The organism is Paenibacillus lautus, from assembly GCF_050482385.1.
In the GTDB taxonomy this organism is placed as follows: Bacteria; Bacillota; Bacilli; order Paenibacillales; family Paenibacillaceae; genus Paenibacillus_AQ; species Paenibacillus_AQ lautus_B.
Genome location: NZ_JBCNHV010000013.1, coordinates 87,303 through 109,261 on the forward strand (window position 1 = coordinate 87,303; position 21,959 = coordinate 109,261).

Below are 21,959 nucleotides of genomic sequence, written 5' to 3' on the forward strand. Positions count from 1 at the left end.
GCGCTGTGTCCGAGGATGTTTACAGCCACCCTTTATCCTCGGCGATTGCCACGGCCTGCTGCCGGGATTCGGCCGCAAGCTTCTGTATGGCTGAGGAGAGGTAGTTGCGAACAGTTCCTCTCGTCAGGAACAGGGCTTTGCTGATCTCGCCGGTGGTCATGCCTTCCTTGGTTAAGCGAAGCATTTCGATTTCCCGTTCGCTGAGCGGGTTCTCTTCCTTCATGAAGAGTGCGGCCGCCAGATCAGTGCTCACAACCCGCTCGCCCTTCATGACCCGCCGGATGGCTTCGATCAAGAAATCGATCGGCTCGTCCTTTAACAGATAGCCCTCCACCTGTGCATCCATCGCTTTTTGTAAATAACCGGGACGTGCGAAGGTCGTCACGATCATGATTTTGCAGGGCAGACCTGCTTGACGTATGGACTCGGCCAATTCCAGACCGCTGATATGAGGCATCTCGATGTCGAGCAGGCACACGTCCGGCTGATGCTGCCGGATCGCCTCCCAGGCTCGCTGCCCGTCAGGCACCTCGGCCACCACCTCGATGTCATCTTCGAAATTAAGCAATGAGGCGAATGCACCGCGAAGCATTTTCTGATCTTCCGCAATAACGATTCGAATCATGAAGCGTCCTCCTTTTCATGCCGGCGAAGCGGGAGATTCAAGGATACCCTGGTGCCTCCCTCAGGTGACGGGGCGATGGCGAAAGAGCCGCCTAGCGTCTTCATCCGCTCCATGATCGACGGGATACCGTTTCCGTCGCCTTTCCCCGTCAGCCCCACGCCATCATCCGCAATATGGATGCCGAAGGCATGGTCCTTCGTTTCCAGCATGATCGTGCACCGCTTGGCGCGGCTATGCTTGATAATATTGGTCATGGCTTCCCGGACGCAAAGCGCAAGCATCGTTTCCTCTACGCTGGATAACAGCGGAATCTTCTTCGGATTCTCGATGCTCAGCGATATTCCGGCCGTATGCAGCAGCTTGGCCGAATGCTCCAACTCGCTTGCCAGCGAGATGAACTTCATATCGGATACCAGCTCCCTCACTTGCTTCAGGGCCGTTCGGGTGGTGTCCAGAATCTCGCCTAGCTCTCGCTTGGCTTGGGTAGCATCCTTATCTACCCATTTCGTCGCCAGCTCGCTTTTCATTTTGATCATCATGAGGGTCTGTCCCAAAGTATCGTGGAGATCCCTAGCGATTCGCTGCCGCTCCTCCTGCTGGATATACTTTGCGATCTGCTCGTTGGCTTCATCCAGCTCCCCCTGCAGGCTTTTCGCTTTCTCCTTAATGTAGATGATGATCGGATATACCGACTGAATGATCATGACCGGAAGGTAAATGGCATTGGACGTTTCGAGCAGCGGTTCTTTTCGGAAAACGAACACGAGCAGGAATGATAGGGCAATGGCCGCACAGCCGATGGCGATATGCACCTTAGACTTGGACCGGCCCAGCAAGTCGGCGAAAATGATCCCGAACAGCAGGACGTTCGGCCCGATATACGCTCCGAGCACGGCAATCGCGGACAGACCCGTCAGCACGGCAGCGAGCAGCCAGCCGCCCCGGCGCCACAGCGCGACATAGAACGAAACAAGGAACAGCAGGAGCAGCAAGAGGCTGCCCCACAGTCCCAGCGGCGTATCCGAACGAAACACCCGGTAGCATAAGAATACGGTCAGTACGATATCGATGAGCAAATAACTTTTGATCTGATCCCTCGGGTACAACTTATAGAACATATCAAGCCCCCAATTTCGGCTATCTTGATTCGAAGAAACCTATCGCCTGTTTGCGGACGGTCTCCATAGGTCCCAGCTTGAAGCCGCGGAGCCATAGGGACGACATGCCCAGCAGAAATGCGGAGATTACCAGCCAGATGGCGATAATGGCCGCTGAATTCAGCTTGCCGGCAAGCCCCAAGCCCCACCCGTAAAAAACAGCGGATGCGATGATGTTCTGGAGCACATAGCAGCTCAGCGACATTTTTCCGACGTTTTCCAGACGTCGCCATAGCCATTCCCATTTTGTATATTGTATCATTCTCGCTATGATTGCTATATACCCCATGGACATCAGCGGTGCGAATAAATAGCGCACCGGTAGATCGAAAGCGCCGCCGGGGATAAAAATGAGCAAATTGAGCGGCACACCGACATATATCCCAAGCTTGAATAGCGTTCTCCGCAGCTTTTTCCCTTTCTCATCCGGGGAGAACACTCCTGCCCGCATGAAGCGAACCCCTAGCAGGAACAGAAACACATTGGTCGGAATCACGAGGATGGCTTCCATTCGCAGTGGAAGGAAGTTCGCTAGCCGATATTGGACTTGTTCTATCCAAGTTCCTTCTTGATAAAGGGCAACGATATCGCCAAAACTGCCCAGCGATACGCTTGCTCCGCTCGCTAGCATCAGTCCCGCGAGGGCCAGAATCGCAATAGCGAAGACGCTGCCGATTACGTTCATCGTACGGGCGATGAGCCGATCGCCTCCCTTTACGATGAAGGCTGCAATGATTGCGGTAACTCCATAGCTCATTAAGATGTCATACTCCATGACCAATATAAAATGCAGCAGGCCTTCAAGGACTAGGAACAGGACGGCCCACACATACACGCCAGGCCACGGCTTTCCCTTGCGCTTGGCCTGCCGGTACTTCATTTCCAAGCCGACGCCGAACATGATTGTCAGCAGTCCGAGCAGCTTCCCGTTCACCAGGAATAAGACGATCATGCGAAGTAAGTCATTCGCTCCCCACCAACCGGAATGATCAAAGGTTGTAATGTAGCTGAGGTCCCCCGCGTGCGCGAAGATCCAAATATTCGTCCCAAGCGTTCCTAGAATCGCAAAGCCCCGCAAAATGTCCAGCAGGCGGATTCTGTCTTTTCGTTGTTCCATCTCCAATTCCTTCTCTCCTTGTTGATTCTCTCGTGTTTTTATTGTAGATGCGATCCGTTTGATGCAACATTCACACCTGTAAAGAGATCCGTATGACACGTGTCATACATTAGGAGGAAGGGAATTGGGCAAGCGAGGTTGGGGCTATCGTCACCACTTGAAAATTGTGGAATAATGGTTAGGAGCATTGCCAATTGAGGTTCGTAGACGGAAGTGAATCTACTCAAAAATAGGAGGAGTGATCATGTACATCGTATCGGAACCCAGACTTCTATCAGATGGTCAAAATCAGGAGCTTATCAGGGAGGATGCCGCTGGTTATCCGCCGGGCTACCTGCGGTTTTTGCAGCGATTCGGCGAAGGGACTTACCGAGGGTGGATGAATGTCCAGTTACCGGATACGGAGGTGCTTCAGCCTTTTGCCGAGTACGGGTTATGGGGGCACGATGAAGACAGCCCGATTACCGAGCAGCAGATTGCAGAGTGTATCGCAATAGGCACAACGGTGGACGGTGATTTTTTGGCCGTGCATCCCCAGGTGGCCGGTCTGCTATGGCTGCCTCGGCATGAGGAGCGTATAAAGGCGATTTCGCTGCAGACACAGGAACAGGAAGATGAAAGGACGTACGCGGTGGTGCTGGATGAAATATTTCGTCAGGTGTATGGGTGCAGCCAAGAGGAAGCCGTTTATTATGAACCGTGGACGGGTACGCGGAGTCATATCTTCTTACGCTTGCCTCCGGTGCAGGATGGGCTGTCATTGCCTGAGCTGGCCGGAATGTGTCAAGCGGCCTTTCCTTCCGATCTGTCTATTGAAACGCCCTATGTTTGCCTTTTGTTCTACCGAGAACTGGGCGGATATGTACGATTCAATTATGCTTATCAGCAAGAGGTAGCCATCTTCTATGAACAGGATGCAGGGCAGGCGTTTGCCGTAATGAAGCAATGGTTATTGTCAAAAGGGTGCTTAGACCCTACTCCATCGTGATGCAGGGTAGATGCTCAACGATGTCTGGAGCCGCTCCGGCATGTTTTCATACATAAAAGGATAGTCAGCTTCCGAGTATTTTCAATTCATAGTAATGCTTCTTCCCGGCCTGGTCAGGTGCAGAGAAGATGTGTGAATATTGAATTAATGAAAGCAAATGCACCGTAGAACTTAAAGGCGTACGTTACTCAGGGAGGATAATAGATGATCGTTCTGAAAGATATCGGTAAATTCGAAGAGCTGCCGGAAATAGCCATGCACATCTACAAAGGAAACATTCCGGCTTTGCAGGAAGCAATCGCCGCTGGTTGGAATATAGAGGAAGGCATCGTACTGAGCAGATATACGACGTTAAGTCCGCTTGATCTGGCGCTGATATCTCAGCGAATGGATGTTGTGGAGCTGCTGGTCGAGCAGGGCGTTAACCTGAATGTCCATCATAATCCAGCTTTTTTAAAGGCTGTTCGCTATGGTAAGGAAGATATCGTTCGGTATATCGCTGCGCAAGGCGCCGAGCTGGATAAACTCAATCAAATCGGGTCAGGTGCATATGCACAGGCCTATTACGGCAACAAAAAAAACATCCCGCTCATTCATGAGCTGGGGTTGGATATCAAGCTGCATGGCAGCGCTGTACTGCGCCAAGCCGTGTCGGACCATGACTATAAGACCCTCGATTATCTACTCGATCATGGGGCTGACATCAATTATAATCAGCCCGATATGGTCTATCCTTACCAAGCGACCCCGCTAACCGTCGCCGCGCGGATGGGGAATCTAGGGATGGTCAAATATTTGATTGAGCGAGACGCGGACGTGACGATAGCGGAAAAGGATGGTGAACGACCATATACGATTGCTGTGAGCAATAAGGATACTGTCCTGGCGGACTACTTGAAATCGCTGGAGCCAGCTGAGTTTCATAGTTTAGAGAACAAGAAGTATGCGCTGAAAAAATATAAATTGACCGATGAACTCGTCAGCTTTCTGACAGGAGACCAGTTGCGGCTTAAGCTGCCGCAGAATGAATATGAAATCGGGTATATCGACTTCTTCACCATGACCGATACGATCGAGATGAAAGTTGGCCGGCAAAAGATGCTGCGTCTGTCAGCCAATATCGATAATTACTCCGATCTGCTGCTTTTGTGGAATCCGAAGAAAAAAGGTCTGATCGGTTGTTACGATGTGGAGCATCAGACGTACGCCGATTTATGCAGCTTTACCGAGTTCTTCGCGCAGCCTGAATCGTACCTCATCCGTTTTCTTGAGGGAGAGTTGTAATCTCAATCTCAAGGAACATAGGCACCTACAACCTCAAATTTTGACTCGTTGTCTATCGTCATATGCTTTACTTCGCTTGAGCGGACATACCACCTGTGAGAATCGCCTTGCGCTGCGTGTTTCGTTTGGTGAAAATTTTGATTTCTTCACAAGTTATTAACAATCAAAATAAATGATTACACGAGTCCAATACAGAAGGGTGACCTCAGCACATTGCTAAGATCACCCTTGTTTTGTCAAATTCAACTCTTTATTTATTCCCTTTGCGCACCTTTAACAGCTTGCCTTTTACCGTCGTGTTCTGCATCATTTCAAGCACAAACGGTCCTTTGCCGTTCAGAATCTCAACATCGGTCACAAAATCGAGGATCGTAATAATCCCTATATCGTCTGCAGTTACCCCGTCAAGCTTAGCAATCGTCCCAACAAAGTCTACGGCTCTTAGCTTTTTCTTCTTGCCGCCATTGAAGTTAAGCTTCATAATTTGCTTGTTTAATTGCTCGCGCTTATCTTTTTTCGGTTCAGGCTTAAACTTTAGTTTCTGTTCAAAATCTTCCCTATGGCGATCCACTTCCTGTTCGGAGGGAGCTTTTATTTTCGGAATCGCGAATCCAATATACGTCTCAATCTCGGCTAATCGCTTGAAATCCTTCGGCGTGACGAGGGTAATCGCTTTACCCGTCTTGCCTGCACGACCTGTACGTCCCGTGCGATGAACATAGCTTTCTTTTTCAAGTGGAATATCGTAATTGATAACATGAGTAATATTCGAGATATCGATACCCCTGGCGGCTACATCGGTCGCAATCAAGTAACGGAATTGTCCCCTTCTGAACGCATGCATGACCTCGAATCGCTCTTCCTGCTCCATCCCACCATGAATACGGTCACATGAGTAACCGAGATTAGCCATTTCTCTGAATAGGTTGTCCACATGCTCCTGTGTACGGCAGAAAACAATGCAGCTGTCAGGACTCTCAACAATGAGTAGATCCTGAAGCAATGCCAGCTTGTCCGCCTCCTTCACCTGAATAAGAGCGTGTTCAATCGTTGCCGTCGTAATACCGCTCGCATCGATCTCTATTTGGGCAGGATTGTCCATATATTTGCGTGCCAGCTTGGCCACATCCTCAGGAAACGTAGCGGAGAATAACAGGGTAACCCTGTCACGAGGCAGGGCTTGAATGATCGACTGAACTTGCTCAATAAAGCCCATATTCAGCATCTCATCGGCTTCATCAATAACGAGATAGGCCATCCGCTCTAGCGATAGCGTGCCGCGTTCAATATGGTCCAGTACACGCCCAGTTGTACCAACAACGATATGCGTTCTTTGTTTTAACTCGGCCTTTTGGACATGAAAAGGATGCTTCCCAAAAAGAGGGGTCGCCTTGATCCGCTTAAAGCGCCCAATATTCGTAATGTCTTCGTTGACTTGTAACGCAAGTTCGCGGGTTGGCGCTAAGATTAATGCCTGCGGCTTATTCTCGTTCCAATCCACTAGCTCGCAGAGCGGAATTCCATAGGCAGCTGTTTTGCCGCTGCCGGTTTGCGATTTAACAACAAGATCCTTCTTCTTAAGCACAACAGGAATGACTTTTGTCTGAACCTCCGTTGGTGTCTCATAGCCCAAACTATGGAGCGCTCTCACAATCTCTTCACTTAAAGGATAATCTGTAAAATGCTTCTCACTCATCTTTAACCTCTTCTACGTTATATTCGAATATCTATATATACAGACTTCCACCGTACATCTATCATATACTCATCCATTATAATCTGAATCCAATGATATGGATCGGTACATTCATGAACGAAAAAGCCCTTAGATAACTATAACCGTAAATCGGTTGATGAATACACAACGTATAAAAGATTCGGTCTTCATATCGGGTGATCGCTTAACCACTTCCGCCAATCCTGCCAAGTCTGCACGTGTACCGTTTTATCGATTACCATGTTTTTGGGTCACCCCCGGCTTCTTGAATTCACTATCTCTAAATAATGAGCATTGTACATAATTCCCAGCACGTTGCCGAATGGATCCGTGACGGATGCCGTGATGAATCCTTCTCCCCGGTGTACGAGAGGTTCGTACTCTACAGCACCCATGGATTTTAATTGGCTGAGGGTGGCTTCTATATCATCGACATGCCAGTACATGATCGCTCCGCCGGGGCCGGACGTTGGTTGCGCAGGGGCAAAACGGCGATCGATGAGACCCAACTCGTGCTGGTAGTCTCCAATCCGAAATTCAGCATAGGCCAGTTGGCCATCGGGCCCCGAAAGTTCGAAATAAGGTGTTATACCCAGCAGATCCGAATACCAAGCCTTTGCCGCGTCCATCTCATCCACCCAGTAACTGATGGTCGCAAATCCTCGCAATGTTGGGTGTGTGCTCATCATTTATTTTCCTCCTATAACCCGTTATGGTTGGTTTTATAGCTATTATGAGCTGCGATGACTGACGGCATTATGTCAGTGTTTTGGTTTTTTCTGGGCAGAAGGATTATTCGGGATGCTGATAAGGAACCGTATCACATTCTCCTACATAATTCCCTTAAAACCTCTTCTGTTCTTTTTATCAGCCGATCCATATCTTCTTCCTTCACGACCTCTAAACTCTCTTGATCCTCATAAATTATAAAATTTAACTTGCCAACAAACACCACGATTTCAAGCCCGAGGTTATAGTCCGTATGTAATAATTGCAAGAGATCAACCAGTGTCAGCTCTGAGCGGGGTAGTGTTTTGTTCTCATAAATAAATAGAGCTCGGATCATGGCCATGAGAGCAGAATGACAAAGGATGAGGGACGTCATGAACCGATTGTGATTTCTCATGATATGAGCTAATTTCATATGATTTTTAGCAAGTTGACAATAATCTTTTATTATATGATGCAAACTATTCTCCATAACGGCCGCCTCCTAACGGAAAAAGGGGAGTGTTATATACATTTTAATATCTATAGATATTAATTTAAATAATAATATTTATTGTTTGGTGTTTGCCTCGATGAAACTTGTCTACACTTTTGACATGAAGAGGTGAATGCCGTGATAGATAAGGAAATATTAAAGCTTGTAGGAACCCGGATACGTGCTCTACGCAAGGAGAAGGGCTTGTCGCAAGAAGCACTTGGTGAGAAGGGTGGATTTCATTTTTCATATATAGGACAGGTTGAACGTGGTGAAAAGAATGTATCGTTATTAAATTTGTATAAGATTGCTGGGGCTCTTGATGTCAGTTTGATTCAGCTATTTGCATATGTGGATGAAGAGTTCTTGGTTACCTCTACGGAGAGCGATATTCAAGATATTGTTGGATTACTTCATGAAGCCAATGATGAGAAGCTGCGTTTGGCTAAAAATGTGCTGAGGGAAATTTTAAGAGGTAACGCATCTACATAGATTATTTGTCGACTCCATGCTGGCGGTTAATGTGGGCTGAACTATTATAATGCGTACTCTTCCCTTAACACTGCCTTTGAACAAATTCGTAAACATCATTAAGTTTATCTGTATTGCAAGTGCTCCAGTCTTCCATGCTGGAGAGGGCCATGCTGGAATGGTATAATTTCAGAAAGGATGATTAGAGTGGGAGGCATGAACGATGAGTGAGGAGCTTTTGGAGCAGCTGGAAGAGTGGCACGAAGAGGATGAGTTCGAAGAAATCGTAGATGCGATTATGGAGATCCCTGAGGAAGAGCGGGATTATGAGCTGATCAGTCACTTGGGCAGGGCGCAAAACAATCTCGAACGTTATGAAGAGGCGGTTGAGCAATTCCTATCTATTCAAGAAGAGGGCAAGGATGATTTCTTGTGGCATTACCGCATAGGGCTCGCTTATTATTACTTGGACCGGTATGAGGATGCTCGGAAAGCATTTGAAGTGGCCGATCACCTGGAACCCGGCGATGAGGATACGTTAGAGTTTCTGGAGTGGATTCGGAATAAAACCGCTCCGAAACCTGCTAAGGAGTCCACTGCGGTGACTTATACGGACCCCGATGTGCTGAATTTCTGGGATGATAGTGCCCTTGAGGCAGACCAATACGTTTCGGCTCCGCCTACGGATGAATGGATTGAATCTGTGGAGGAAGCACTGGTCTTCAAGCTGCCATCATCTTATATTCAAGCAATGAAATTACATAATGGCGGGATTCCCCGGAACCGGAAGTTCCCTATCGGGGATGGAGCGCAGGATTATATTGAAATCACAGGTGTTTTGGGCATTGGACGAGAGAAGAAAAAATCATTGTGCGGAAGTTTGGGCAGCCGTTTTATGATCGAGAATGGCGGATACCCTGAGATTGGCGTGGTGATTTGCGATTGTCCTTCCCAGTCCGAGGTTGTGATGCTGGACTACCGTTCCTCCGGAAATGACGGGGAGCCCGAGGTTATTCATGTGGACAAGGCTAATGATTACAAAATAACCCGACTTGCTTCGAACTTTGAGGCTTTCATTGGCGGCTTGGCGCAATAAGGGGAATTACGTTATACAGTTGGAATTATTGCTGGTTTAGATGCTACTGATTTGGCTACCCAATAAATTAACCCGCTCCAATTCTGGCGCGGGTTAATATTAATATCTGTGTGTTGTTCAGATAGTTTAGTATTGGAATAAACTTCAATATAGAGTGATTTTTTTGATCCAAAATATAAACATATTTCAAGATATAAAATTAGCTTATTTATATAGGTCTTTTTCTATTAACAAACGGCGGAAGTTTTTAAACACAATTTGTTCAAAGGATGGTATAACGTCATCAAAGTCAGAGTAGATTTTTGATATATAAGATGGATAGACAATCTGACCATTATACTTCGCAAACGGACCATCTGTTTCGAAAAGAATTCGATCAATTGGCAATCTATCAATTATCTTGAGACCGTTCTGAGTATTTAACATTTTGGGATTTAATGAAAGGTAGTATCCGTTATCAATAATTTTTTCAAGAGTAGATACCTTGCCACTATACCAATGAAAAATAGCGTGTTTAACTCCATTTTCTTTAAGGATATCTAGTGTCACATCTTCAGTTTGCTTACAGTGTATTGTATAGATTCTTCCTTTGTTAATTAAGGGAGAAGTGATGTACTCAAAGGCTTTTATTTGCCTATTCTTTATATCAGTATGTTCCTTAATATAGTCAAGTCCAACTTCCCCGATATATCTTGTTTTACAAATAAGTTCTTTAAACAAAGATTCATTAAGCTCATACTCACTCGCTACTTGTGGATGAAACCCTAAGCACAATCTTACATATTTAAACTGTTTGAATGAGCTATAATGTTTTTGAAATAATTCAGGTAAGTTAGTTACAAACATTGTATAAATTTTTAAAGCTTCATATTGTCTTGCGACTTTTTGAGGGTCAGGGTAAAAATCAATATGAACATGGGTATCAATAAGGGGCATATAATTCCATAAACCTTTCATATTCTTGAACAAAAGTATTAAACATTGTTTGATTGTATAGTCTGAAATCAATTTTTTCACTATAATACTTTTCTCTTGTATGCACTTCAAGATGAATACGATTGGCCTTAATAGATCTATAATAACTATCAAAATAACTTAGATTACTTTCGTAATCCTTCTTATAAAGTTCCTCTTTTATATTGCTAATCTTTGTTTCATACGGATACTCATATTGTACATCGTATTTCTCATTATTATACGCAGCTAGCGAAATCTTTCGTAGTAAACATGGAATACATATTCCACACTGTCCATTGTGTGATCGCTCTGGGTGAGATCGCCCTTGGCCACAAGTGAAAGTTTGTTTAATTGCTACTTTGAATTTTACATCCATATCATTAATAATTTGGCCTTTTGTTTTAAATAAAAATGGATGATTGATCTTTATACTGATTCCCAAAAGTCTTAGTAAGTGTTCATACATAAAAATTGTTTTAGGATGAGTTGTTTTAGTCGTATATCTGTTTTTTATCTCTGGATTTAAAGATAATATACCGTTCTCATAGATATATACATTTTGTGCTGAATTAAAATATGCTTTGCTTACAGCTAAGGCGAGATATAACAATGATCTAGTAGATTGAATGTAGGTGACCTTTTTTCTTATTGGTTTTTCTACTAGTACAATTTCTGTAGAAGCGTCAAATATCTCCTTGTAGAACTTAGACATTTCCAATTGTTTGGTTTTTTCTTCACCTTTATTAATAAACCCTAAATAATCACTTTTTATTCCATTCTTATAATTATGAAATGCTCCAGCAAAAGAGTCTAATCCTCCTGAAAAAAGTGTTACATCATTAGTTGAACTTACTAGGCTATTAATATAATTTAATTCACGATTAAGTGTAATAGGATGAAAGTTAATATTAAAGTTGTCTTCAGAGACCCATTTCGCCATTTTTTGTAACAATTCAATAATCTCTTGTTTTCCTAACAAGGCGATATTAAATACGGGGATATCTATATTAATTAATCTTGGTTTATCATTCTGTTTCGGTGTCAGTACATCTTTATAGTAAATAGCACCCATTATGGTAACGAGGTCTAGATATATAGTGCTGATTTCGTGATAGTTATAACTAATATCTTGTAGAAGAGAACTATGAAGAGTAGTAAAAAATGAGGTTTCTCGGTGCATTAGAATTCACCGAAACTTGCATTAGAAGTCTGAACAATTATTTCATCAAGAACATCAACCAATAGTACTTTACGATCAATAAATAAGTTAACTTTTGTGTATACCTTATCATTCATTATCTGGTTTGCTGCATTTTTCACCATATTTTGTATTAATTCATAATCAAGTTCTTCATGTATATCTTTAATGTTGTCATTCAGATCACCAAGTAGAACTTGATAAATGATTTGGTAAAATAATAATTGTGCGAATTCATATACATCGAATTCATCATGTTCTAAAAATTCACACATTACAATCTTAAGAGATTTCTCTAATATTTTTGATTCAATGATAGTCGTGGTTTCAATCATTTCTAAAATCATTTCTATAAATTCTTGTTGTGATATTGGATCGGTGATTAATTCTTTCTTTGTCTTACCTTTAAATCCATTATGAGAGAGAGAGACGAATTGACTGGAGATTATTCTTATAGAATTACCAATTGTTTCAGATTCATCAAAGTTATCCCCCAAGTTGCTTTTAGTTAAAATCTTTTTTGTAAGTCCAGGTGCACTTTCATTTATACTCGATAATGATTTTTCTTTTAGAAGCTTTTTAATTTCATTAGATAATTTTCTTTTAGAAGTTCCCATTGATTGATCCTCCATTGAGTACATTTAGAATAGTAAGGATTTTACATTATGCAACCTTATTTTAGGCGATAATATATTGCAGTAACAGGAATTATATGGTATTAGTGAACTGTTTTTTAGTAGTTCTACAATCCTACATAATTAAAGACTCAACGTGATATTAACATCAATAAATAAATTACCCATGTTGCATATGATCTGAGATACTTAAGTAATCAAAAGATGGACTTAATTTCTATCAAGCTACGGGAGCAAAGTAGTAAATTCATTTATTTCCCAAATGTAACATTTAGGCTTATGGAAATATTCCGTTCCTAAGACGTAATCAAAGATATTGGCGGAATATAGAGCGTTTAAAAGTTTAAACCGATACTAAAATGATGGTTGTGGATGAAGAAAAAGAGAATTCATGGATTACAGTACTTAAAAACTGGGTTGGGATAGAGTTCCCCAATAAATTAGTCCCAATCCCAATTCATCCGTGATGCAATATTTTTTGCATCCTAAAATATTCCAACCTGTGCTAAAATGGATACAAAAAAGAAAGTTAGGGAGGCATTTAATTGATAGGGCGCAGTGGAAATCCGACATTAAACGAAGAAAGATTTGAGAGAAGTGGGTATTACGACGGCCAGGAAACGATGACGATTGGCGGAACGGTGAACAAATCGTTCATGCTGCTCGCGCTGCTGATCGGGGCAGCGGTCATTTCATGGGTGATGTATTTTAACGGGTATGATGTATTGCCGTTCTTGATCGGGGGAGCAATAGGCGGCCTCGTTCTTGCGCTGATCATCAGCTTTGTTCCGAAGGCAGCACCTTATTTGGCGCCGATCTACGCGATCGTGGAGGGATTTGTCCTCGGTGCATTATCCGCTCATTATGAATATCTGTATTACGGAATCACATTGCAAGCGGCTTTACTGACGATGTGCATATTCCTCGGTATGCTGCTCGCTTATAAAACAGGTCTGATCCGGGCAACTGCAGGCTTCAAAAAGGGGATCATTGCTGCAACCATCGGCGTTGCACTTGTATACCTGTTTAGCTTCGTTCTGGGCATGTTCGGTGTGGCGGTGCCTTACCTGCATGACAGCACCCCAATCGGCATTGGAATTTCGGTTGTGATCATCATCATTGCTGCCTTGAATTTCATACTCGATTTTAACTTTATCGAAGAGGGAGCACAGCAAGGTGCGCCTAAATATATGGAGTGGTACGGCTCTTTCGGTTTGTTGGTTACGCTCGTATGGTTGTATATCGAAATTATCCGGTTGCTGGCGAAGCTGGCGAATCGGGATTAAGGTTATAATAATGCATCATCAATCGCTGCCCGGGGATGTCCCCGGCGGCGATTTTTTGTGATATATAAAGAGAGTACAAAGAATGGATTGAACCGATCGAGCAGCAGCCAAAAGTAGCCTTGGCAGAATAATAAATTTCCTTCAGTAAACCCTACAAAGAGCGACTTGTGTTTAAATAATAAGTAGATACTGTCATCATCATACTGCTTGAAGAAGGAGATCCCATGACCCATAAGAAAGCCATGATCGATATAGGTTGGAATTTTGATAACAGTTATGCCAAGCTGCCGGAGTCCTTTTTTACCAAACAAGATCCCACCCCTGTGCGCTCACCGGAGTTGGTCATCCTTAATGAGCCGTTGGCGGCATCTCTGGGTTTAAACGCCGAGGGACTGAAGAGCCCCGAGGGTGCAGCGATGCTCGCGGGCAACGAGATACCTGAGGGGGCATCGCCGCTCGCACAGGCTTATGCTGGGCACCAATTCGGGTATTTTACGATGCTGGGCGACGGTCGTGCGATCCTGTTGGGTGAACAAATCACGCCGCAGGATGAGCGTATGGATATTCAGCTTAAGGGCTCGGGCCGGACCCCGTACTCCCGTGGAGGAGATGGTCGGGCGGCTCTGGGTCCGATGCTGCGCGAATATATCATCAGCGAGGCCATGCATGCGCTGGGAATTCCGACCACCCGCAGCCTGGCGGTGGTGTCCACCGGACAGCCTGTCACTCGTGAGAGGGATCTGCCAGGTGCAATTCTGACCCGTGTGGCCTCAAGTCATGTGAGAGTGGGGACGTTTCAATATGTAAGGGGAGCGGGTACAACCGAGGATCTGCGGATTCTGGCAGACTACACCCTGGAGCGGCATTACCCGGAAGCTGACGTTGGCGACGGTGCCAACCGTTATCTGGTTTTGCTGCAGGAGGTCATCAAGCGTCAGGCGACTCTAATCGCCAAGTGGCAGCTCGTCGGTTTTATCCATGGGGTGATGAACACCGATAATATGACCCTCAGCGGGGAAACGATTGATTATGGCCCTTGTGCCTTCATGGATACATTTGACCCGAATACGGTATTCAGCTCCATCGATTCACAAGGCCGCTATGCCTATGTGAACCAGCCATATATTGCGGCTTGGAATCTCGCAAGATTGGCCGAATCCTTGCTGCCGCTGCTGCATGAAGAAGAGGAGCAGGCCGTTAAGCTGGCCGAGGGTGCAATCGGGAGCTTTACCGATCTGTATCACGAGCAGTGGCTTGCAGGCATGAGAGCCAAGCTGGGGATCTTCCATGAAGAGGAGGATGACGAATCCCTGATCGAAGATCTCCTCAAGATGATGAAGAATCATCAGGCGGATTATACCAATACCTTCCGTGCGTTAACATTTGATAAGCTGGAGGATACGCCTCTAAATGGCACACCCGATTTGGCTTCCTGGTATGAGCGTTGGCAGGCGAGACTTGGCAGCCAGCAGGAATCCAAGGACCAATCCCATCAATTAATGCGTTGCAGCAATCCTGCGGTCATTCCTCGTAACCACAGGGTGGAGGAAGCGCTGGAAGCAGCGGAGAGCGAAGGGGACTACAGCGTGATGAAAGAACTGCTGAACGTTCTGTCTAATCCCTACGCGCATTCTCCGGAACAGACTGAATATGCTATCGTGCCCGAGCTTTCCCGTCCTTACCGAACCTTCTGCGGTACGTAAGGATATACAGGAATCTCTCCAATAGGAAAAAATTAGGCGATATAAGAATAAATTTAATGAACTTCGGAGATTAGCATGATCAAGACGACCCACCGTAACATTGACCATCATGCGCACGGGTAATGGATATAACTCCAAGAACCTCAAAAAGGCCAAGCAAGAATTCCCTTGCTTGGCCTTGCATCATTTATGCATCGAGATGCACAAAAAAGCCCCTGGACCGGTGTCCAGGGGCTATTCATCGTATGGCAATTTTTTTCGAGACCTTATTCAACATCATAGCAGAACCGAAAGAAACAGTCTATATTTTTGCCCGGAAATGTCATAGAGTGGGGGAGCCGGCAAAAACAAATGAAATGGAGCGTGGTTTCATGAGTTGGACTTGTCACCTCGATGAAACAGATGTACAGGAGTATGTCGGGAAGGTTTTGGGTACCGGTTATATTGTGGCGGATGTCACGAAGATGCATGGCGGGGCGCAAAAGGTCGTCTATAAGATCCAGTGTCAAAATGGATTCTCATGCGTGTTGTATGTGTGGGATTTGACGAAGAATTATTTTCAGGAAGAAATAGCGAACGAGAGTGTGCATGAACGATCCTTTGGCGGTCATTCGTTCGAAATCAATAACAGATGGTTAAAGGACCATGGTATTTCTACGCCTGCTCTATATCATCTTCACACGGAACGGGAGCAATACCCGTTTGACTATGCATTAGTCGAATATATTGAGGGACAGAAGGCGGAGGCCTACTTTCAGCATCCGGATCAACGGGTTCGGGATGAGGTCTTCGAACGGGTGGGCAACATGATCGAACGCATGCATGCAAACCACAGACAGAACTATGGAAAGCCGGATCAAAGCGGGAATCAGCGGGAGCGATGCCATCTTGTGCAGTTGGAAAATGCTAAGGAACAGCTGTCCTACATCATCCTGCATAACGAGAGCATTCGGAAGAATCACGACAGGCTGCTCGCTGTATTGCATGAGCTTGAATCCAGGATCAATTCCCGCCAGCGGTATGGCTTTATCCACGGCGAGTTGGGGCCTGACCATATCCTGGTTACAGATCGTTTAGAGCCCTATCTGATTGATATTGAAGGTGCGCAATTCTTTGACATTGAGCATGAGCATACGTTTCTTGAGCTTCGATTCGGTGAGCATTATCGGTATTTGCAACAAAGCGGGCTTGATCCGAATCGGATGTTGTTCTACCGTCTGCATCACTATATCTCATTAACCTCGGGCGGCTTGAAGCTGTTTCACCGTGGATTTCCGGATCAGGCATTTGCATCAAATTTGGCTGATCATCACGCGTGCAACACCCTGCGCTTCATGGAGGAATGGCAGCAAACCCGGTAACAGGCCTTCATGAGATGGGCTGAAAACATCATAAACTCTCCTGCATGGGTTTACAATATGGTTGCAAACTCCTTCTCATAGATCGGCTCTATTGTTCTGAGTAGCTCCATACTTTGGCTTGAGAATTTCAAAGGCGTTGCTTTACCCTTGTTGAGAAAGACTCCCGTCGATTGTTGGGAGCCGCCTAGCGCTGCTTCATACAGACGTGAAGCTCCTTCACGGGGATGGGAGAAGAACAGGTTACGGATCGGGATCATAAATCTTGGCATCCCGGCATTTTTGGTAATGGTTGTTTTATTCGCTCCCGGACAGACGCTCCTAATCATAATGCCATCCTTCTGTATGGCAGTGGCGATCTCCTGAGTCCACAACGATAGGGCTAATTTACTCGCGGCATAAGGTCCAACCAGCTTCTTGAACACGGTAGGGGATGCCAATGTATGGTAATCGAACTGTTTGAGATACAGCAACGCATTGGAGGATGTGTTGATTACCGTCTTGAGGCTGCCCTTTTCTAGCAGCTCTTTCATTTCCATCAAGATGATATAAGGCACCACGGAGTTTACTTCAAAATGCATCTCGCGCCCTTGTTTGGAGTAGGATAATTCGCCGAAGGAGACACCTGCGTTATTAAACAGCAGGTCGATATGATTCTCGTGTTTTTTGATCTGATTCAGCGAGGTATGGAGATCCGTGAAATCCGACAAATCGGCCGTGTATATTCTCAGCTGCTGCGATCTACGGTAGTTTTGTACAAGAAAATCATCGGATGGAAAGGCAGAACGAATCAAAGCGAGGACTTGCCAGCCTTCGGATAATAATCGCTTGGTTAGCTCCAAGCCAATGCCGGAGCTTGCGCCCGTGATCAAGGCGACTCTGTTATTTCTTTTATGTGTCATGGGTAAATCTCCTATACTTAAGATTCTTTGCTGTTCGCCCTATCGGGATTAAGCAGGGACTGATTATAGTTCAACTTGTCATCGATGAACCGCAGAATGCGCTGCAGGTCCGAAATTTGATCGGTAATTTTCTGACGGTAACTCTGGAGCATGGCGTTCATCTCCGGAACGGATTGAATGCTTTCCTTAAAGGGAAGATGCACATATGCTTTCATATCCTCCAGCGACATTCCTGTCTTCTTCAGGCATGTGATCAATTCCATAATCTCAGCATCCTCCAAGTGATAGACACGATGGCCGTTATCTTTCCTTTTGGGAGGAGGGAGGAGCCCGATTTTTTCGTAATAGCGAATGGCATCCTCGGTCAGTCCGGTTCGTTTAGACACTTGTTTGATGGAGAATGTGTCCCCCATAAGGTCACCTCTTTTCTGCAGCAGGGAGTCCGTTGCCATATTATCGTACAACTTGGTGTTAACACCAAGTCAATATCGATTTTTACGCTCTCTGTGCCCTTTGGGGAAATAGATCATCAGGTATTGCCAGATCAAACTTTTGGAAATACTTATAAAGACTGAAGATTATTCATCCTTTCAGTTGTTATACCTCCTCTAGTTGCAATCAGAAAGGGAGAATAGAATGCAAGCCTATGTATTGCCTATTTTCATTGCGCTCTCCATATGTTTTTTATTAGCGTCCATTCTGACGCTGCCATGGGCCGTTTATCAGTATCGTAAACATGGATACTTTAGCTTTTGGAGAACATTACTTATCTTGAGCTTTATCTTTTATGGATTAAGTGCGTTCTTCTTGGTGATTTTTCCAATACCCAGTACTCGGTATAATTGTGCTTCGATTAATCCCGGCGCGATTTTCATTCAAAATCGTCCTTTTCAATTTATTCGGGATATTCAACGTGAAAGCGGATTTCATTGGTCGGTGCCTTCAAGTTATATCGACTTGTTGACAGCGCGAGCCTTTTATCAAATGTTTTTTAATGTTTTGCTTTTGTTTCCTTTAGGTGTCTTTCTGAGATACTTTTTTAAGGGGAAAGCGAAGTGGTTTCATGCTGCTCTTATTGGATTTGGTGTTTCGCTTTTCTTTGAAATAACCCAACGAACCGCTTTGTTTGGCATTTTTGAATGCCCCTATCGTATATTTGATGTAGATGATTTGTTGACCAATACGGTGGGGACCGTACTTGGCTTTATCCTCGCTCCCATGTTTTTGGTGTTAATTCCATCGAGGGAGACCCTTAGTGAACAAAGCCACTTCTTTAACAATCAAAGAAAGGCAACGTTCGGTGCCCAACTCATGGAGGTTCTTCTAAATATAATAGTCGCCAGAATCATAACCAACTTTATATTCGGGTTGCTGAAGAGACCAGGAGTACTCATTGACGAGATCATCTTTGCCATTGTTTTCTTTGTGGTTATGGTAGTTATCCCTGTAATTTGGAAAGGAAATACGGTGGGCTCTAAGATCGTTCGCATGAGATTAATTCCGGAAAAGGGGAATTGGTTAGGAAGCTTGAGCCGACGTTACATCATTGTTTATATGCCTTTATTGCTCTCAGCCTTATCGAAGATATTTTCTAATCAAATGGGTGAAGATCTTCTAGCTAACCTATTTGTAATTGGAGTGGTTTTTCTTACAGGTCTGTTATGGTTCTTTCTTTTCTGTCATATCGTGATCAGATGGATTAAAAAGGACACAACGCTTTATTTTAATCGATACAGTCACATAGAGGCTGTAAGAGTCACTGGTGAAAAGTGATTAACGAAAATATAGGCGATACTGATGAATCGGCCGCAACAAGCACGCGCAGGGGCTGACAGAATATAAAAAGCCGATGACCCGCACTCGACTGCGAGGATCATCGGCTTTATTTGATAAAGCAGTAGTGACTTTAGACGCGTACCCTCTTAAAGACGCTGTCAAGACTGGCTTAAGAAAAGGTACCGTTGCCGCATGTTACCGCTTGTCGGCTTGTTGCCTCTCATTCAAATGCTCCGTCAGATACTTCACGATGCCATCCTCCGCGTCCTGGGAGTACTGCCAGACCATCGCACCTCCGAGATTCTTACTCTGAATGTACGCCACTTTCTCCTTCAAGGCCTCTTGATCCTCGTAACTGATGAAGGTATTGCCGTCATAGAGGTAGGCGGCCTTAGCTTTTTTGTCGTAATAACGCTTGAAGCCATTTTTGTTCAGGTAGGCCTTCTCGATCTGCTTATAATTGAGGTTCACCTTGTCGATATCGATGGGCGTTCCGGGAGCGAAGAGGCCGTCTTTGGCACCCTTGGCCTCCTTCACGTTTTTCCAGCCGTACGAATAAGCAGGCACGCCGAGCAGCAGCTTCTTGCTGTCGACATCATGGTCCAGGTACATGGAGATGATGCTATCAATGGAGTGTTTGGATTTCCCCTGGCTATCCACATACAGATTGGAGTTAAAGCCTGTGGTGTCGGACCACTTCCCGGTCAGGTCATAGGACATGACGTTGATGTAATCCACGTATTTCTCCACTTTTTTGACCTCGACATTTTGGAAATACCAGTCCTGGGTTCCAGAGGCGAACGTCAGCAGATAGTTCTTGTTCTTGTGAGGCAGCCTGTACAGCTTCTCCCGCAGCTCCTTCATCAGACTGGTGAAATTCTTCGTATCCTCCGGGCGTGCTTTCTGCGTATTCCAGGCATGGAACGCCGGATACTCCCAGTCGATATCCACGCCGTCTAAATCCAGTTCCTTGACCAGGTTGATGATGCTCTCGGTGAAGAGGTACCGGTTGCCGTCCAGCGAAGCGTCGGAGAAGCCATCTGCACCGTAACCACCTACGGCCAGCACCATTTGGGTCTTCGGATTGGCTGCCTTCAACTGCTTGATATTTTCTTTGATCTGGTTGTTGGTTGTGCTGTCTTCATGGAAGTAGAGATCCGTTCCTTTGATCTTGGCGAAAGCGATGAACGCAATGTCCACGCCTTTCTCCGATAGCTTGATGTTTCGGTAATCCTGCCAGGCTTCCACGTATACCGCCGTGATTTTCCGCTCTTCTGCCGAGGAGATCTGATAGAAATAGAGACCCATGCCCGCAAGCAGCACCACAATGAATATTTTTGTATATATCGTGATTCTCATTGTCCTTTAACCCCGCCCGCCGAATAGAATGTAGGTTGCCGTTTTGCTTAGGTTCAGCACCTTGACGGTGATGTAGCTGATGGCGAAGATGATGGAGATATTCACGATCAGACTGAGGGAGGCTTCCAGAAACGTGGCCTCGACCTCGGTTCGGCCGGATAACATCATTTCGACCAGCAGGTGAATCAGATAGATGCTGAAGCTGGCCCGGGAGACCGAGCTGATCAATTTCTGGATTTTATGGTTCACTTGATCGCTGATCTTGGCCTCCTTCTCCTTAAAGAAGATGAACAAACCGACAGCCATGAAGAAGGTGGTGACGGAATAGTTACCGTAGAACATCTCATCCAGGACACCGCTGCGCAGCGAGACAAAATAGGTGGCCACCGGCGTGATAAAAAACGAGATGATCCCCAGATTGTATAGTATGTTTTTTGCCTTAAGCGGCAGTTCAAAATGGAATAGATAGTACCCAAGGATAAAATAGCCAAGGAAGCCCATGAAGAACGGGATGTTCATGATCGGAATGTTGATGTATTGATCCGTTGCACGGAATACGGCATCCGAGATGAAGCGATAGGCGATACTGACGATGAACCAGAGGAGCAGATAATACCGCAGATCCTTCTCGCTGCAGGATTTGATGAATTTGCTCATCAGCGGCACCGTCATATAGATGGCAATAATGGCGTATAGGAACCACAGATGCACATAATTCCGGTCGGTCAGCAGCCGATACCCGAAGTCAACAACGAACTCATAGGCATTCAGCTTGCTTTGCATCAGATAGTATTGATTGTACAAGCCATAGATGAGCGACCAGGTCAGAAGGGGAATGAGCAGCGGTACGACCCGCTTGGTATAGAACTCCCGGTAGGATGTAATCTTCGTGCGCAGGATCATCGCTCCGCTAATCATGAAGAAGACCGGTACGGCGAAGCGGGATATGGAGTTGAACCCGTTGCTGATCCACCAGGAGGAGGAATTGAAATCATTCGTGTTGGTCAGCACCTCCGCTGTGTAGTGCAGAATAATGACGGCAACAATGGATAGAATTCGTAGAATATCGACATAGATAATTCTTTTATTGGGAACCATGCTGTTTCAGGCAGCCTCCTTCACCTTA

21 protein-coding genes are annotated in these 21,959 nt (G+C 45.3%); 8 read left to right on the forward strand and 13 right to left on the reverse strand.

Translation table 11 applies throughout. The annotated features are described in order from the left end of the window. Positions 1–19: 19 nt before the first annotated feature. Genes ABEW73_RS16980 through ABEW73_RS16990 form a run of 3 tightly spaced genes read right to left on the reverse strand, consistent with a single transcriptional unit; the run spans position 20 to position 2,899 of the window. Entirely contained in the window at positions 20–625 is a 606-nt protein-coding gene (locus tag ABEW73_RS16980) for a response regulator transcription factor (protein WP_430166431.1), read from the reverse strand. Beyond that, on the reverse strand, positions 622–1,743 hold the full coding sequence (locus tag ABEW73_RS16985; protein ID WP_430166433.1) for a sensor histidine kinase: 1,122 nt from the start codon (positions 1,741–1,743) through the stop codon (positions 622–624). The genes ABEW73_RS16980 and ABEW73_RS16985 overlap by 4 nt, the downstream gene beginning before the upstream one ends. Positions 1,744–1,762: 19 nt before the next feature. Then, a complete protein-coding gene (locus ABEW73_RS16990; RefSeq protein WP_430166435.1) occupies positions 1,763–2,899 on the reverse strand; it encodes a DUF418 domain-containing protein in 1,137 nt (378 codons plus the stop codon). A 244-nt stretch (positions 2,900–3,143) separates the two neighbouring features. Between ABEW73_RS16990 and ABEW73_RS16995 the strand changes: the two genes are divergently transcribed. Then, the gene (locus ABEW73_RS16995) at positions 3,144–3,887 is read left to right on the forward strand and encodes a hypothetical protein (RefSeq protein WP_430166436.1); all 744 of its coding nucleotides are present in this window, start codon (positions 3,144–3,146) and stop codon (positions 3,885–3,887) included. A gap of 204 nt (positions 3,888–4,091) precedes the next feature. Further along, positions 4,092–5,171 (forward strand): ankyrin repeat domain-containing protein, encoded by a 1,080-nt coding sequence (locus ABEW73_RS17000; protein ID WP_430166438.1) that lies wholly within the window; start codon positions 4,092–4,094, stop codon positions 5,169–5,171. Between the two features lie 250 nt (positions 5,172–5,421). On the opposite strand, the gene ABEW73_RS17005 is transcribed toward ABEW73_RS17000, so the two are convergent. The 3 genes from ABEW73_RS17005 to ABEW73_RS17015 form a co-directional block, all read right to left on the reverse strand. Continuing rightward, positions 5,422–6,867, reverse strand: a complete 1,446-nt coding sequence (locus ABEW73_RS17005; RefSeq protein WP_430166440.1) for a DEAD/DEAH box helicase — start codon at positions 6,865–6,867, stop codon at positions 5,422–5,424. Positions 6,868–7,139: 272 nt separating this feature from the next. Continuing rightward, positions 7,140–7,574: a VOC family protein gene (locus tag ABEW73_RS17010; protein WP_430166896.1), complete on the reverse strand. Its 435-nt coding sequence runs from the start codon at positions 7,572–7,574 to the stop codon at positions 7,140–7,142. A gap of 134 nt (positions 7,575–7,708) precedes the next feature. Then, positions 7,709–8,089: a HEPN domain-containing protein gene (locus ABEW73_RS17015; protein WP_430166442.1), complete on the reverse strand. Its 381-nt coding sequence runs from the start codon at positions 8,087–8,089 to the stop codon at positions 7,709–7,711. Between the two features lie 141 nt (positions 8,090–8,230). On the opposite strand from ABEW73_RS17015, the gene ABEW73_RS17020 reads away from it, so the two are divergent. Together ABEW73_RS17020 and ABEW73_RS17025 are read left to right on the forward strand one after the other, a co-directional pair. Further along, positions 8,231–8,584: a helix-turn-helix domain-containing protein gene (locus tag ABEW73_RS17020; RefSeq protein ID WP_430166444.1), complete on the forward strand. Its 354-nt coding sequence runs from the start codon at positions 8,231–8,233 to the stop codon at positions 8,582–8,584. Between the two features lie 202 nt (positions 8,585–8,786). After that, positions 8,787–9,659 (forward strand): SMI1/KNR4 family protein, encoded by an 873-nt coding sequence (locus tag ABEW73_RS17025; RefSeq protein WP_430166446.1) that lies wholly within the window; start codon positions 8,787–8,789, stop codon positions 9,657–9,659. Between the two features lie 204 nt (positions 9,660–9,863). Here ABEW73_RS17025 and ABEW73_RS17030 read toward each other — a convergent pair whose 3' ends face one another. The 3 genes from ABEW73_RS17030 to ABEW73_RS17040 are packed head-to-tail and all read right to left on the reverse strand — an operon-like array spanning position 9,864 to position 12,431. Continuing rightward, positions 9,864–10,595 (reverse strand): TatD family hydrolase, encoded by a 732-nt coding sequence (locus tag ABEW73_RS17030; RefSeq protein WP_430166448.1) that lies wholly within the window; start codon positions 10,593–10,595, stop codon positions 9,864–9,866. Further along, complete coding sequence (locus ABEW73_RS17035) at positions 10,582–11,796, reverse strand: 7-cyano-7-deazaguanine synthase (protein ID WP_430166450.1); 1,215 nt, start codon at positions 11,794–11,796, stop codon at positions 10,582–10,584. The genes ABEW73_RS17030 and ABEW73_RS17035 overlap by 14 nt, the downstream gene beginning before the upstream one ends. Beyond that, positions 11,796–12,431, reverse strand: a complete 636-nt coding sequence (locus ABEW73_RS17040) for a hypothetical protein (RefSeq protein WP_430166452.1) — start codon at positions 12,429–12,431, stop codon at positions 11,796–11,798. The genes ABEW73_RS17035 and ABEW73_RS17040 overlap by 1 nt, the downstream gene beginning before the upstream one ends. Before the next feature lie 563 nt (positions 12,432–12,994). On the opposite strand from ABEW73_RS17040, the gene ABEW73_RS17045 reads away from it, so the two are divergent. From ABEW73_RS17045 to ABEW73_RS17055, 3 genes are all read left to right on the forward strand, one after another. Continuing rightward, entirely contained in the window at positions 12,995–13,735 is a 741-nt protein-coding gene (locus ABEW73_RS17045; RefSeq protein WP_430166454.1) for a Bax inhibitor-1/YccA family protein, read from the forward strand. A 224-nt stretch (positions 13,736–13,959) separates the two neighbouring features. Further along, entirely contained in the window at positions 13,960–15,438 is a 1,479-nt protein-coding gene (locus ABEW73_RS17050) for a protein adenylyltransferase SelO (RefSeq protein WP_430166456.1), read from the forward strand. A gap of 371 nt (positions 15,439–15,809) precedes the next feature. Further along, positions 15,810–16,799 carry a phosphotransferase gene (locus tag ABEW73_RS17055; protein WP_430166458.1) on the forward strand — a complete coding sequence of 330 codons (990 nt, stop codon included), beginning with the start codon at positions 15,810–15,812 and terminating at the stop codon, positions 16,797–16,799. A gap of 50 nt (positions 16,800–16,849) precedes the next feature. Here the strand turns inward: ABEW73_RS17055 and ABEW73_RS17060 are convergent, their stop codons facing one another. Together ABEW73_RS17060 and ABEW73_RS17065 are read right to left on the reverse strand one after the other, a co-directional pair. Continuing rightward, positions 16,850–17,698, reverse strand: a complete 849-nt coding sequence (locus ABEW73_RS17060; RefSeq protein ID WP_430166460.1) for an SDR family NAD(P)-dependent oxidoreductase — start codon at positions 17,696–17,698, stop codon at positions 16,850–16,852. Positions 17,699–17,715: 17 nt separating this feature from the next. Continuing rightward, on the reverse strand, positions 17,716–18,111 hold the full coding sequence (locus ABEW73_RS17065) for a MerR family transcriptional regulator (RefSeq protein ID WP_430166462.1): 396 nt from the start codon (positions 18,109–18,111) through the stop codon (positions 17,716–17,718). Positions 18,112–18,334: 223 nt separating this feature from the next. Here ABEW73_RS17065 and ABEW73_RS17070 point away from each other — a divergent pair, with 223 nt between their 5' ends. Further along, positions 18,335–19,471 (forward strand): VanZ family protein, encoded by a 1,137-nt coding sequence (locus tag ABEW73_RS17070; RefSeq protein ID WP_430166464.1) that lies wholly within the window; start codon positions 18,335–18,337, stop codon positions 19,469–19,471. A gap of 198 nt (positions 19,472–19,669) precedes the next feature. On the opposite strand, the gene ABEW73_RS17075 is transcribed toward ABEW73_RS17070, so the two are convergent. Both ABEW73_RS17075 and ABEW73_RS17080 read right to left on the reverse strand, forming a co-directional pair. Beyond that, the gene (locus ABEW73_RS17075; protein ID WP_430166466.1) at positions 19,670–20,833 is read right to left on the reverse strand and encodes a glycoside hydrolase family 18 protein; all 1,164 of its coding nucleotides are present in this window, start codon (positions 20,831–20,833) and stop codon (positions 19,670–19,672) included. Positions 20,834–20,839: 6 nt separating this feature from the next. Continuing rightward, positions 20,840–21,931, reverse strand: coding sequence for an acyltransferase (locus ABEW73_RS17080; RefSeq protein WP_430166468.1), 1,092 nt, complete (start codon positions 21,929–21,931; stop codon positions 20,840–20,842). Positions 21,932–21,959: the final 28 nt, after the last annotated feature.